The organism is Gordonia sp. JH63, assembly GCF_009856645.1.
Classification (GTDB): Bacteria; Actinomycetota; Actinomycetes; order Mycobacteriales; family Mycobacteriaceae; genus Gordonia; species Gordonia hongkongensis.
Window position 1 is genome coordinate 3,972,570 of the sequence record NZ_CP047235.1, and the last position, 15,826, is coordinate 3,988,395.

At 70.6% G+C, this 15,826-nt stretch carries 1 protein-coding gene (running past one end of the window); it reads right to left on the bottom strand.

What is annotated here, in order from left to right; all coding sequences use genetic code 11:
• Positions 1 to 15,769 carry the start of a non-ribosomal peptide synthase/polyketide synthase gene (locus tag GR168_RS17670; protein ID WP_238994929.1) on the bottom strand. 24,590 nt of this gene lie to the left of the window's left edge, so 15,769 of the gene's 40,359 nt are visible here — the first part of the coding sequence; its start codon is at positions 15,767 to 15,769; the stop codon falls past the left edge of the window.
• Between the last annotated feature and the right edge of the window lie 57 nt (positions 15,770 to 15,826).

Genomic DNA, 15,826 nt, shown 5'->3' on the forward strand with positions numbered 1-15,826 from the left:
GTGCCAGCTGGGCTCCGCCGAGGTACAGCTCACCGGCCACGCCGACGGGCACCGGACGCAGCCGCGCGTCGAGCACGCGCACCGACGAGTTCCAGACCGGGGTTCCGATCGGGATATTCTGCGGCGGCGGCCCGGTAACGGCACCGTAGGTGATGTCGACGACGGCCTCGGTGGGACCGTACTGGTTGACCAACAGCGCATTCGGAAGTGCGGCCGCCAGTCCCGACGCGAGGCCGGGCAGCAGCGCCTCGCCGCCGGAGAAGATCCGGCGCAGGCTGGCGAGCCGCTCGATGCCGACACCGGTGGCCCCGTCGAGGAAGGCGGCGAGCATCGAGGGGACGAACTTCACCGTGGTCACGCCGTGGCGCTCGATGAGCCCGGCGAGATGACGCGGATCGCGGTGGCCGCCCGGTTCGGCGACGACGACCGGCGAGGCATTGAACACCGGCCCGAAGAACTCCCAGACCGAGGCGTCGAAGGTGTACGGCGTCTTCAGCAGGAAGCAATGCGGCCCTTCGCCGTTCGATTCGCTGAACCACGCGAGGGTGTTGCGCAGCGCACCGTGGGTGACGGTGACACCCTTCGGGCGTCCCGTCGATCCGGAGGTGAAGATCGTGTAGACGGCGTTGTCCGGATGGACGACCCCGAGACGGTCGGCCTCGGTCACCGGAGGTACGTGCGCGTCCGGGAGCGGAGTCGAGGCGTCGACACGCACGATCCGGCCACCGAACTCGTCGAGGACGGACGGGATCGCTCCGGGACCGACGACGACGGTCGCCACCTGCGCGGTGTCGAGGATGTACTGCCCGCGTTCGGCCGGGCTCTCCGGGTCGACGGGAACGTAATGCCCACCGGCGGCGACGATTCCGTGTACCGCGACCATGATCTCGACCGACCGGTCGAGACAGACGCCGACCGCGACATCCGGACCCACACCCGCGTCGATGAGTTCGCGCGCCAGGAGTGACACGCGGGCGGCGAACTCGGCCTGATCGACCACGCGGTCGTCGAAGATGACCGCAGGCGCATCGGGAGCCGAGGCGGCGTTCAACGCCACGAGGTCGGCCACGATGTGCGGTGATCCCACCTCGACCCGGGCGCCGGTCGCGAAGTCGTCGAGACGCGATGACTCGTCCGGCAGCACGAGCCCGGCGTCACCGACAGGACGCGACGGCGCGCTCAGGACTCCGGTCAGCACGGCGACGAGTCGACGGGTCAGGGTGTCGATCGAGGACTCGTCGAACAGGTCGGTGGCGTAGATGACCGATCCGGACCACCGGCGCCCGTCGTCTCCCCGGTCGATCGCGAAGTTCAGGTCGACCTTCGCACCCGGCGCGGCCGGCGGAAGGGGCTCGAAACCCAGATCGCCGATGGAACCACTCTGTTCGGCGTCGATCGCGAAGTCGGCGGAGGCCGACTGGTCGAACGTGAGATTCACCTGGGCGAGCGGGGCGAACGCCTCCGTGCGGACCGGGTTGAGTTTCTCCACCAGCGTCTCGAACGGGACGTCCGCGTTCGCGAAGGCATCCAGGTCGGTGGTCCGGACCCGGTCCAGCAGGGTCTCGAAGGACTCGCCCGCGTCGACCGGGACCCGGAGCACCAGCGTGTTGACGAACATGCCGACGAGCGGGTCGAGAGCGGCCCGCCCACGGCCGGCGATCGGGGTACCGACCACGATGTCATCACCGGCCGAGAGCCGCGCCAGCAGCACGGCGAGTGCTGCGTGGACGACCATGAACGGGGTGACGCCCCGCTCGGCGGCCACGCGTTCGATCGCGGTCCCGATCTCGGCCGGGATGTCGAAGTCGAACCGGGCGCCGCGCTGCGACGCCACCGCCGGACGCGGCCGGTCGGTGGGCAGTTCGAGCACGTCCGGCGCTCCCGCGAGGCGCTGGACCCAGTGGTCCAGTTGCGCGGCGATGCGCGAGTCCGGGTCGCCGGCGGAGCCGAAGACGTCGTGCTGCCAGATCGCGTAGTCGGCGAACTCGACCTCGAGCGGCGCGAAGACCGGGTCCCGGCCGGCGGCTCGTGCGCCGTAGGCGGTGATGAGGTCGGCGAGCATCGGTCTCATCGACTCGCCGTCGGCGGCGATGTGGTGGACGACCACCACGAAGACGAACTCTCCCGCGCTCACCGGCCACAGGCGTGCGCGGATGGGCCACTCGGCGGTCACGTCGAAGCCGTCGGTGACCGCGGACTCGATCTCGGCCTGGGAGCCGACGACCGCCCAGTCCAGTCGGTCGACCTGGTCCGGGCCGTCGATGCGCTGGTGGGGAACGCCGTCGACCTCGGGGAAGGTGGTGCGCAACACCGCTTGTCGTGCGACGAGGTCGGTCACCGCAGCGCGCAGCGCGTCGGTGTCGAGGTCGCCGCGCAAGCGCAGACCGATCGGGATGTTGTAGGTCGACGACGCGGGCTCGAACCGGTTGATGAACCACAGGCGCTGCTGAGCGAACGACAGCGGGATGCGCTCCGGGCGGGGCGACACCGCCACCACGGGTGGCAGAGTGCTTCCGCGGCCGGACACGGCGTCCACCAGATCCCGGACGGACGGTGCCTCGAAGACGTCTCGCACCGACACCTCGGTACCGAGTGCGTCGGCGACGCGCGAGGCGAGGCGGGTCGCGGACAGCGAGTTGCCGCCGAGGTCGAAGAAGCTCGTCGTGACCCCGATCTCGTCGACACCGAGCACCTCGGCGAAGACCTGCGCGACCGCGGTCTCCTGCGGGCCGGTGGGCGCGACGATCTCCTCGACGACGGTGGCCGAGTCGGGTACCGGAAGGGCGTCGCGGTCGAGTTTGCCGTTCGCGGTGAGCGGCAGCGTCTCGACGTCGATGATCTGGTCCGGGACCATGTACGACGGCACCGCACGGCCGGCGATGCGCCGGACCTCGGTCGCGTCGACCGCATCGTCGGCGTCGCGGACGAGATAACCGATGAGTTGCTCACCGCGACCGGGGATGTCGACGACACGCGCCGCGGCCGCGCTCACACCCGGCACCGCCAGGAGTGCCGCCTCGATCTCACCGAACTCGATCCGGTAGCCGCGCAACTGCACCTGTGCGTCGCCGCGGCCGAGGTACTCGATGTCGTCGCCCACGCGGCGGGCGAGGTCGCCGGTGCGGTACATGCGGGTCCCGGGCTCGCCGTAGGGTGACGCGACGAAACGCGTCGACGACAGCCCGGCGCGCTTCAGGTAACCCTGCGCCAGTTGCCCACCGGTGACGTACATCTCGCCCACGACACCCTCGGGGACCGGCCGCAGCCGGTCGTCGAGCACGTGGATGGCCAGCGACGACAGCGGCCGGCCGATGAAGCTCGCGTCGTCGGCCGCCACCGAGTGCGGGTCGAGCGGCCGGAAACTGACGTGCACGGTCGTCTCGGTGATGCCGTACATGTTGACCAGCGTCGTGGTCTCGTCCGGATGGTCGTCGAACCAGCGCCGCACCTGCTCGAAGCTGAGCGCCTCGCCGCCGAACACGATATAGCGCAATGACAGCGGGGTGTCGCGGCGTCGTCGGGTCTCGGCGAGCTGGTAGAACGCCGACGGCGTCTGGCTCAGCACGGTGACCCGTTCGCGGGCGAGCAGATCGAGGAACTCCTCCGGCGCCCGCGCGAGATCCCGGTCGACCAGGACCAAGCGGCCACCGGTCAGCAGCGGTCCCCACAGCTCCCAGACCGAGAAGTCGAACGCGTACGAGTGGAACATCGTCCACACGTCCGTCTCGTCGATGTCGAAATCATCTGCGGCGGTGTCCATCAGGGTCACCACGTCGCGGTGGGTGACCTCGACACCCTTGGGCCGGCCCGTGGAACCCGACGTGTAGATCACGTAGGCACGCGAATCGGGATGAACCGTAATCGGTTCCGAAGTCGCAGCGGCACCTTCAGCGATCAGCTGCGCGACCGGCACCACCGGCGTGGTGCCCAATTGGGACCACAGTTCGAAGTCCGCGGTCGTGTCGTCGATGATCACCGCGCTCGGCGCGGCATCGGAGACGATGAAACGCAGGCGGTCGACCGGATTGGTGGTGTCCAGCGGCAGATAGCCGGCGCCGGAACGCAACACACCCAGGATCGAGGAGACGAGATCGACGCCGCGGGAGGTCGCCACGGCGACGAGATCGCCGGTGGAGACTCCTCGCGCACTCAGGGCCGCGGCGACCGCGGCGGAACGTTCGTCGATCTCGCGGTAGTCGAGTGTGGACGTGGTGTCGGTGACGGCCGGACGATCGGCGTGGGTGCGCGCTGCCCGCGCGAACAACTCGGCGAGCGAGACGTCGGTGTTGCGGGTCCGGGTGACCGGCGGCGTGAGCTCGCTGCGGTACTCGGCGTCGTCGAGCAGGGAGATGGCCCTGACCTCGGTGGCCGGGTCGGCGACGAGGGTCGTGAGGATGCGGATCAACGCATCCGAGTACACCTCCACCTGTCGCTCGTCGAAGGCGGCGGGCAGATACTTCAGTTTCAGCTCGATCTGGTCGCCGACCACGCCGGTCACCAGATTCAGCGGGTAGTGGGTCGAGTCGGTGGCGTCGAGGTCCTCGATCCCGATGCCGCCGGCGTCGGCCCCTCGCTTCAGCGACTGGGCGTCGACCGGATAGGACTCGTGCACCGCGAGGGTGTCGAACAGCTGTCCGCGACCGACGAGTGCGGTCAGCTCGGGCAGTCCGAGGTGCTGGTGGTCGAGCACCGCGACCTTCGAGGCCTGCAGCGCGTCGAGGACGTCGGTGGCGCGGGCGCCCGGGTCGACGTCCGCGACCGCGGGCAAGGTGTTGATGAAGAGGCCGACCATCGTCTCGACGCCGTCCAGATCGGCCGGACGTCCGGAGACGGTCTCGCCGAAGACGACCGTGCGCTGGCCGGTGATGCGCGAGAGCAGCACCGCCCAGGCGAACTGCATCACCGTCGAGACGGTGACTCCCCGTGCGCGCGTGAGGTCGTCGACGGCGGAGGTGATCTCGGCCGGGAGCAGCACGCTGTGATCGCGCGGAAGCTGATCGGAGGTCGCCTCGCGGCCGGAGCCGACGAGGGTCGGCTCGTCGACGGCGGACAGCACCGACCGCCAGGCCGCCAGTCCCGCTTCGGTGTCGGAGGCGGCGATGTACCGCAGGTAGTCGAAGTAGTCTCCCCGAGCCCCGGATTCGGCGGCGACGGTGCCGGTGTAGGTCTGACCGGTGGCGTACAGCGCGAACAGGTCGGCCATGATCAGCGGGCTCGACCAGCCGTCGATCAGGATGTGGTGGCTGGTGACGACCAACGTCGAGCGTGTGCCACTGCGGACGAGGACGAACCGCATGAGCGGGCCGGACTCGAGGTCGAACGGCGTCGCGCGTTCGACCTGCGCGACCGCGTCTATCGCGTCGTCGCCGTTATCGGCGTCCACTGTCCGCCAGGGGATCTCGACCGTCTCCGGAACCACCGCGACGACCTCGCCGCTGGGTACCCGGACGAAACTGGAGCGGAGTACCCGATGGCGGGCGAAGACCTCGCGCACGGCCTCGGCGAGACGGGTGGCGTCGACCTCGCCCTTGAGCGTGAGAACCGCCTGCGCGGTGTAGACGTCGACGGCCCCGGCTTCGCGGCCCGCCGCGGCGAGTTCGGCCTGGAACTGCAGGCCGCGCTGCAGCGGCGACAGCGGCCACACGTCGGCGCCCGGATACCGCCGGGCCAGGTGATCGAGATCGTCCTGGGTGACGCGCGCACCGAGGACATCCGACGGGGAGAGTCCCGGATCGCCGACGCGGGCGACCTCGTCGACGATGGTCGCGAGCTCGGCGTCCCAGCGCCGCGCGAGGTCGTCGACCGCCTCGGTGTCGATCGCGCCGCGCGGGAACGTGAATCCCGCGACGAACTCGCGACCGCTGTCGCCGATCGCGATTCCCGCGTTGATGCTCAGCAGGTTCGGCACGACCATGGCGCCGGTGACCGTGCCGGGCAGGCGCGGTGCGGCGGGGTCGGGCAGGAACGGCATGCCCGCCTCGCCCACGGCCGAGGCGTTCTCGCCGCCGGCCCCGGTTCCCGCGACGTTGCCGAGGTAGTTGAAGCCGATGCTCGGCAACGGTCGCCGGGACAGCTCGGTGTCGCCGTAGCGGAGGAGTCCGTAACCGATCCCGTTGTCGGGCTGGCCGACCCGCTCCTCCTTGGCGAGCTTGACCGTGTGGACGGCGTCACCGCGGACGTCGACGGCCATCGGCGCGATGGTCGTGAACCACCCGACGGTCCGGGACAGATCCACGGTCCGCGGATCGGTTCCGCGTAGCAGGGTTTCCTCGTATCGGCCGTGACCCTCGAGCAGGATGGTCACCGGCCGGTCGTCGGAGATGCCCCGGGCCTGCTGCCACGACCGGACAGCGCGCGCCAGAGCAGCCACGAGAGCGTCGTTGACGTTGCCGCGGAAGGCGGTCGGCACCGACGTCAGCAGCGCCTCGGTCACCGACGAGCCGACCGTGTGCACCACGGTCTCGGTGGTCGACATGCGGTCACGCGTGCGGTCGACCTCCGCCCCGAGGTCGGTGACCCGTTCCGGCGACCGTTCGAGCCAGTAGCGCAGCTCGTCGGATCGCCCGGCCCGCTGGGCGTCGAGCGCGGCGGTGAAGGCGCGCGCCGAGGTGACCTCCGGTCGCAACGAATACGCCTGACCGCCTTGATGTTGCGCCCACGCGGTCAGCAGGTCCTCGATGATGACCCGCCACGAGACGGCGTCGACGCCCAGGTGGTGGATGACGACGACGAGCCGTGCGGCGGCGTCGGGGTCGGTGACCAGAACGGCCGCGACGAGCTGCCCGGTGGTCGGGTCGAGACGCCGCGAGGCGTCCTCGAAGGCCGCGACGACGGTGTCCGAGAAGCCGAGGTCGGCGGTCCGTACCGGACTCGCGAGGGCGGTGACGGCGCCGGGATGCAGTGGCGCGACGCCGGTGCGCATGAGCCATTCGCCATCGGCCTGCCCGGGTTCGACCGCCGCGCTGAGCATCGGATGCACGGACACGACCTGCGCGAGGAGTTCCTGCGCGATCTCGACGGTGAGTCCGGCCGGCGCGGTCAGCACCATGGACTGGGAGAAATCGGCGAAGTCGGTGACCACGTCGGTCTGATCGAGGATCCACGAGACCACCGGCGGCACGGCCATCGGGCCGATCCCGCCGCCGGCCGGTTCCTCGAGGGCCGGCACCCGCTCGCCACGGGCGCCGACGGCGCGGGCAATCGCCCGAACGGTCTTGTGCTCGAAGATGTCTCGAGGCGACACATCGATCCCGACGGCCCGCGCGGCCGAAGCGACCTGAATGGACATGATGGAATCGCCGCCGAGGGCGAAGAAGGAGTCGGTGACGCTGACGCGTTCGAGACCCAGGAGTCCGGCGATGATCGTGGCGAGCTGCTGCTCGACCGGCGTCTCGGCGTCGACGTGATCGGAGTCGACCTCGATGGTCGGCGCGGGGAGAGCCCGACGATCGAGCTTGCCCACCGGGGTCAGCGGCAGTGCGTCGAGCACGACGATCCCGGCCGGCACCATGAACAACGGCAACCGGTCGGCGAGATGTTCACGCAGCGTGGCGATGTCGACTGCGTCGCGCAACACCACGTAGGCGGCGAGCGCCGCGACGACCGACTGTCCACTCGCGGCGAGCCCGCCGTCGGAGTCGACGCCGACGACGACCGCGGAGGCCACCGCGGGGTGATCGCCGAGCGCACTCTCGATCTCGCCGAGTTCGATACGCAGACCGCGAAGCTTGATCTGGTCGTCGCTACGACCGACATAGTCCACCGAGAGCGACCCGTCGCGGTCACGGGCCCAGCGGACGATGTCCCCGGTGCGATAGATCCGGTCGCCCGGCGCGCCGAAGGGGTTGGCGACGAAGCGCTCCGCGGTCAGACCGCGGCGCGCGAGGTAGCCGCGCGCCAGGGCCGGGCCGCTCACGTACAGTTCGCCCGCCACCCCGACCGGAACTGGGCGGAGCCGGGAGTCGAGCACCAGCAGGTCGACGCCGCCGATCGGCGGTCCGACGAGGACCGGTTCCTCGACCCGCATGGGCGGGCCGATCGCGACACCGATCGTGGTCTCGGTGGGTCCGTAGAGGTTCTGGAAGCGCACCAGTGGTGCCCAGCGGTCACGCAAGGTGTCCGGGACCGCCTCACCGCCCGCGTAGACGGTGTGCAGATCCGGGAGGTCGGCCGGATCGAGGGAGGCGAGCACTGTCGGGGTGAGGAATGTATGGGTCACGCGGTGCTCGCGCATGAAGTCCGCGAGCGGTGCACCGGCCACCGCGTCGCGGTGCCGGTACACGACGGAGGCACCCACGGTGAAGGCGAGCAGATACTCGAGTACGAAGGCGTCGAAACTGGGTGAGGCGAAACCCAGGACGCGTGAGTCCGGGGTGATTCCGGATTTCTCCGCGGCCTCGACGCCGAAGTTGCGCAGGCCGCCCGCGGTGACCTCGACGCCCTTGGGCGTACCGGTCGATCCGGACGTGTAGATCACGTAGGCCGTGTCGTCGGCCCCGACCGCGCTCGGCCGGTCGGCGTCGGTCACAGGCGAATCACTGGCCGCCGCAACGGCTTCGATGAGCTCCGGCGCGTCCAGTTCCAGCCACTCGCTGCCGGGAATCCCGGGCCCGGCCACGTCGCCGAGCGTGAGCCCGAGCCGCGCACCGGAATCGGTGATCATGTGCGACACGCGATCCGCCGGGTAATCCGGGTCGATCGGTACGTACCCGGCCCCGGTCTTGGCCACCGCCCAGATCGCGACCATCAGTTCCGCCGACCGCGGGATGAGCAGCGCGACCAGGGTGCCGCGGCCGATGCCCCGATCCAGCAGGTGACGAGCCAGCCGGTTCGACGCGGCATCGAGCTCGGCGTACGTCAATGACCGCTCGGGGTCGACGACCGCGGTCCGGTCCGCTCCGCCGCGCCGGACCGCGGCGGCGAACAGCTCGGCCAGCGGCACGGCCGGCGTCGCGGGCTGACGGCCCACGGGGGTCAGCAGCTCGCGCTCGTCGGTGTCGAACAGGTCGGCGTCACCCACCGGCACGGTCGCGTCGGTGACCAGCTCGTGCAGCAACCGCGCGAATCGATCCATCATCCGCGCGACCGTCGCCTCGTCGAACAGGTCCGTGGCGTAGTTGACGCGGCCGATCCAGGACCCGGCGCGACCCCCGCGGAGTCCGACCGTCAGGTCCACCTTGGCCGAGTTCTCCTCGGTCTCCACCACTTCCACCGCGAGCTCGTCGATGTCGGCGACGAGAGTGGACGGATCCGCGGGAGTGGGGTCGACGGTCAGCAGGATCTGCGTCAGCGGCGCGAAGGCCTCCGAACGTGACGGCGCGAGTGCGTCCACGACCGCCTCGAAGGGGGCATCGGCGTGGGCGAAGGCGTCGAGATCGGTGACCCGCACGGCGTCGAGAAGGTCGGTGAACCGCTGCGCCGGGTCGACCACGGTCCGCAGCACGAGCGTGTTCACGAACATGCCGACCAGCGGATCCAGCGCGGCGTCGCCGCGTCCGGCGATCGGGGTGCCGATGGCGATGTCGTCGGTGGCCGAGAGTCGCGACAGCAGCACCGCCAGTGCCGCATGGATGACCATGAACTCGGTGACACCACGCTCGGTGGCGAGATTTCGGACGAGATCTGCTGTCGCCGAGTCGATCTCGAAACCGACTTCGGCGCCGGCCATCGACGCGACCTTCGGACGCGGACGGTCGGCGGGGAGTTCGAGCACCTCGGGAAGCCCGGCCAGCGCGGTGCGCCAGTAGTCGACCTGCGCCGAGACCCGCGAATCCGGGTCGTCGATCGAGCCGAGCTCACGACGTTGCCAGAGCGCGACGTCGGCGAACTGCACCTCCAGCTCGGCGAAGTCGGGCGAACGACCTTGGGAGCGCGCGACATACGCGGTCACCACGTCGGTGACGAGCGGGCGCATCGATTCGCCGTCGCCGGCGATGTGGTGGATCACGATGAGGACGATGTGCTCGAGGTCGTCGACGCGATGCACGCGGATGCGGATCGGTCGCTGCACGGCGACGTCGAAACCCGCACCGGCGGCGGCGAACAGGTCGGATTCCTCGTCGACGACAGCCCAGTCGAGTTCGGCGTCCACACCGGTCGCGTCCCCGATGACCTGTCGCGGTGCGCCGTCGATCGACGGGAACACCGTGCGGAGCACTTCCTGACGCTCGACGACGTCGACCATCGCGGCACGCAGCGCGGCGAGGTCGAGCTTGCCACGCAGGCGCAGGGCAATCGGGATGTTGTAGGCCGCCGAGCTGGTGTCGAACTGGTTGATGAACCAGATGCGTTGCTGCGCATAGGACAGCGGGATCTCATCCGGGCGCGGGCGCACCGCGGTGACCGGCGGGAGGCCGGGTACGCGGTCGGCGACGCGCTGCGCGAGCTCACGCACGCTCGGTGCGTCGAAGAGGTCGCGGACGCTGACCTCGACGCCGAGCGCCGCACCGGCGCGGGCCGCGACCCGCATCGCGGCCAGGGAGTTGCCGCCGAGATCGAAGAAGGAGTCGACGACCGAGACCCGCTCGACCCCGAGGACCTCGGCGACGACAGCGGCCAGGGCCTGCTCGGCCGGCGTCGTCGGCTCGACGATCTCGGACTCGGACACGGTGGGCGCCGGCAGCGCGCGCCGGTCGACCTTGCCGGAGGCGTTACGGGGCATCTCGTCGAGGACGACCCACAGTGTCGGGCGCAGGTGGGTGAGCAACCGTTCCGCGGCGAAGGCGCGGACCGTGTCGACGTCCACGGTGTCGCCCGGATGGCCCGTCAGGTAGGCGACGAGCGCATCACCCGCGGAGGTGGTGGTCACCGCGGCAGCAGCGGCGACCACGCCCGGCGCGGCGGACAGGACTGCCTCGGTCTCGCCGAGTTCGATGCGCTGTCCGTGGATCTTGACCTGGAAGTCGGCGCGGCCGAGATACTCGAGTTCACCGTCGGCGCGCCAGCGTGCGAGGTCGCCGGTCCGGTACAGCCGCGAGCCCGCTGGGCCGGCCAGGTCGGCGACGAACGCCTGGGCGGTCAGCGCCGGCGCGCCGGCATACCCGCGGGCCATCTGCGCGCCACCCAGGTACAGCTCGCCGGGAACGCCGGGCGGCACCGGGCGGAGGCGGTTGTCGAGGACCCGGGCCGTCACGCCCGGTGCCGGGCGGCCGATGGTGACGACCTCGGCCGGTTCGACCAGGGGCCGGATCGTCGCGTCCACCGTCATCTCGGTCGGCCCGTACTGGTTGACGACCACCGCGTGCGGGGCGGCCGCAAGCGTCTGCTGCGTCACCGCGGGGGTGAGTGACTCACCGCCGGTGAAGATCTGACGCACCGAGGACAGACCGGTGGCGGGATCGAAGCTCTCGTCGAGGAACACCGCGAGCAGCGATGGCACGAACTGGACGGAGGTGACCCGCTCGTCGGCGATGACGCGGGCGAGATGCGCCGGATCACGGTGGCCGTCGGGTGTTGCGACCACGGCGGTGGCGCCCGCGACGAACGGCCAGAACAGCTCCCAGACCGAGGCGTCGAAGGTGTAGGGGGTCTTCACCAGCACCCGTTCGTCCGCCGGGTCACCGGTGTAGGCCCCGAACCAGGACAGCATGTCGTGCAGGCCCCGGTGGGTGACGGTCACACCCTTGGGCTGTCCGGTCGAGCCCGAGGTGAACAGCGTGTAGACCGGGTGCCCGGCGCGCAGCGCCACCGGACGATCCGCGGGGGTGAGGGGAGCCGACGCAGCGGTCGCGAGCGCGTCGAGATCGACGGTGACGAAGGTTTCCGGAACGGTGGACGCGGCCTCGGCCCAGCTCGGACGTGCCCCGGCGACGACCACCGTCGACGCACCGGACAGCGCCAGCTGCCGGCGGACGACCTCGGCCGGCGCCTCCGGGTCGATCGGCACGTAGGTTCCGCCGGCGAGCACGATCCCGTGGATCGCGACGAGCATCTCGACCGACCGCGGAACGGCAACCGCGACCGCCACATCCGGCCCGACACCCTGCTCGAGTAGTCGTCGTGCGAACGCGTGGACCAGCGCACCGTACTCGGCATGGTCGTAGGTGCGCCCGCCCGCGCGAACGGCGGGGCGGGACGCGTTGCGGGCGAACGAGTCCGCCAGCGCATCCGCGACCGTCACGACCTGCCCGGGACCGGCGTCGGTGTCAGCCGCACCGACCCATCGTTCGATCGCCTCGTGCTCGGCCGAGGTCATCAGCTCGGCGTCGCCGACAGGCGCACCCGGGTCCGCGGTCAAAGCGTCGAGGAGGCGCACGAACCGATCGGCGAAGAGGCGCACCGATTCGGCGTCGTACAGGTCGGTCGCATAGAGCACCGAGCCCTGCCAGTTGTCGCCGTTGTCGGCGATGCCGACGGTCAGGTCGACGCGCGCGGAGAGTTCGTCCGGTTCGGCCGGGGTCACGGCCAGGCCGCCGGCCTCGCCGATCGTCCCCCCGCCGATCGTCAACGTCTGCGAGGCCAGGTCGGCGATGGCCGACTGGTCGAAGGCGAGCCACACCTGCGCGAGGGGCGCGTAGGCCTCGGTGCGCAGCGGGTTCACCCGTTCGACGACCGCCTCGAAGGGGATGTCCGCGTTCGCGAAGGCCTCGAGATCGGTGCGGCGGACGTCGTCGAGCAGTTGGTCGAAGCCGGCCGAGGAGTCGACGCCGGTCCGAAGGACCAACGTGTTGACGAACATCCCGACCATCGGGTCGAGGATCGACTGGCCACGACCGGCGATCGGCGTCCCGACGGCGATGTCCTCGGTCGCGGACAGACGCGACAGCAGGACCGCGAGCGCCGCATGCGCGACCATGAACGGGGTCAGCCCGCGATCGCGGGCCAGGCGCGCAACACGCTCCGAGACCTCCTGCGGCACACTGAATTCGACGCGTGCACCGCGCTGTGAGGCCACGGCCGGACGTGGGCGGTCGGTGGGCAGCTCGAGCACGTCGGGCGCGCCGTCGAGTTGCCGCGCCCAGTACTGGAGCTGTGCCCCGATGAGCGAGGAGTCGTCGGTGGCGGCGCCGAACACCCGACGCTGCCACAGCGCGACGTCGGCCATCTGGACCGGCAGCGGCTCGAACGCGGGCGCACGCCCGGCGACCCGTGCGGTGTACGCGGTGATCAGGTCGGTCACCAGCGGCGCCAGGGATTCGCCGTCGCACGAGATGTGGTGCACCACCATCCCGAGGACCGCCTCGGTGCTTGAGATCCGGGAGAAGCCGACGCGCACCGGCAGTTCCGCGACCAGGTCGAACCCGCCGAGCATCACCTGCGGCAGCGCCGCTTGCGGCACCTCGCGCCAGTCGAGCATCGCAGCCGCTGCCGACGGCTCGTGGACGAGCTGATAGGCGTCGCCGTCGGCTTCGGGATAGGTGGTCCGCAGGACCTCGTGGCGCGTCATGACGTCGAGCAACGCCGCACGCAGCGCGTCGGCGTCCACGTCGCCCGACAGCCGCAGGACCATCGGGATGTTGTAGGCGGGCGAGGCCGGGTCGAACCGGTTGATGAACCACATGCGCTGCTGTGCAAGCGACAGCGGGATGCGGTCCGGACGGTCGGCGACGGGCTCGATCGGGGGCAACCCCGGGCGCTTCGACGCCGCGGCCAGTGCGAGGTCGCGAACCGTCGGGGCGTCGAAGAGATCACGGACGGTGAGGTCCACACCGAGCGTCTCCGCGGCGCGGCCGACGATGCGGGCGGCCAGCAGCGAGTTGCCACCGACGTCGAACACCGACTCGACGACGCTGATGTCCTCGAGACCCAGTACCTCCGCGAAGATGTCCCGCAGGGCCGTCTCGGTGTCGTTCTCGGGCGAGACGAATTCGGTCGTCGATGCCAGCACCGGCCGCGGCAGTGCACCGCGATCGAGTTTGCCGTTCTGGGTCAGCGGCAGCCGCTCGACCGTCATGACGACGTCGGGGACCATGTACTCCGGCACAGCGGTCGCAACACGCCGGCGGACGAGTTGTTCGTCGACCTCGACGCCCTCCTCGGGAACCACGTAGGCGGCGAGAATCTCGCCACGGTCGGGCAGGTCCACGACGTTCGCCGCACCCGCCGCGATCCCGTCGACACCGACGAGTGCGGCCTCGATCTCGCCGTACTCGATACGGAATCCGCGGAGCTGGACCTGGGCGTCCGAGCGCCCGAGATACTCGATGTCGTCGCCGACGCGGCGCGCCAGATCGCCGGTCCGGTACATCCGGTCACCGGAACCGTTCAGCGCGAACGGGTTCGCGACGAAACGCGTGGCACTGAGGCCGGCCCGGCGGAGATAACCTTGCGCGAGTTGCGTTCCGGTGACGTACATCTCACCGATGACGCCCTCGGGCACTGGCCGCAGCCGCGAGTCGAGGATGTGGATGTCCAGCGACGACAGCGGCCGTCCGATGAACGACGCGTCACCCGCCGACACCGCGTCGCGGTCCAGCGCGCGATAGCTGACGTGCACCGTGGTCTCGGTGATGCCGTACATGTTGACCAGCTGCGCACCGTCGGCCGGGTTGTCGTCGAACCACCGCCGGACCTGTTCGAAACTCAGCGCCTCACCGCCGAACACGATGTAGCGCAGCGCAAACGAGGCCTGCTTCTGCCGCTGGGCGGTGATGAGCTGGTAGAAGGCCGACGGCGTCTGGCTCAGCACCGTGACCCGCTCGGACTCGAGCAGCTCGACGAAGGCGTCCGGATCGCGCGTGGTGTCCTGGTCGACCACGACGACGCGCCCGCCGGTGACCAGCGGTCCCCAGATCTCCCAGACCGAGAAGTCGAACGCGTAGGAGTGGAACAGCGTCCACACGTCGTCCGGACCGAACGAGAACTCCTCCGCCGCGGCCTTCATCAGCGCGACGACCTCGTGATGCGAGACGACGACGCCCTTCGGCCGGCCCGTCGAACCCGAGGTGTAGATCAGGTAGGCCGGCAGCCGCTCGTCGAGGGCCTCCCCCGCTCCCTGAGGAGCCCCGGAGCTTGCGGAGGGGCGTGCCTCCTCTGCTCCCTGAGGAGCCCCGGAGCTTGCGGAGGGGCGTCTCGAAGGGTCCGCCCCCGCTGCCGGGAACTCCCCGGCTGCCAACTCCTCGGGCGCCGCGAACCGCACGTCGATGACGTCCCACGCCGCGGCGAGTTCCGCGTCGGCGAGCACCAGCAGCGGCGCGGCGTCGTCGATGATCGACTGCGCGCGCGCAACCGGCTGGGAGCGGTCGAGAGGCAGGTACGCCGCCCCGGTCTTGAGGACGGCGAGCAGGGCCACGATCAGCTCGGCACGGCGCGCGAGCGCGACACCTACGAGGCGACCCGGACCTGCGCCGATGGCGCGGAGCGCGCCGGCCAGCACCTCGGACCGCTCGTCGAGCTCGCGATACGACAGTACGGTTCCGGTCGCGTCGCTGACCGCGGGCCGGTCGGCGTGGCGGGCCACCGCGGAACGGACGAGACCGGGCAGTGAGCCGAGGTCGGTGCTGCCGATCAGCTCCAGGGCCCGCTCTCGGATCAGCCCGATCGCGCGCCGGGTGGCGTCGGCGATCTCCGCGGGCGCGCGACCGGCGGCGGCCTCGGTCTGGGTGACCCCGGCGCCGACGGCTGCCTCGGTGTCGAGCCCCTGCGCGATGAAGATCTGGGCCGTTGCCGAGACCCGTGCGTACAGCTCACCGAAGGTGACCGGACCGGACGCCGCCTCGTAGGCGGTCTCGGAGGGTGCGACGCCGGCCGAGAAGGCGATCAGGTGCAGTGTCGAAGGCCGCGAGCCCCAGGTGAGAGAGATGTTGGAGGCCGTTGAATCGACATCGGTCACGTCTGAGTCATTCCTTTGGTCGACTGCACTGCTTCGTTCCCGCGGGACCTGCCTCCG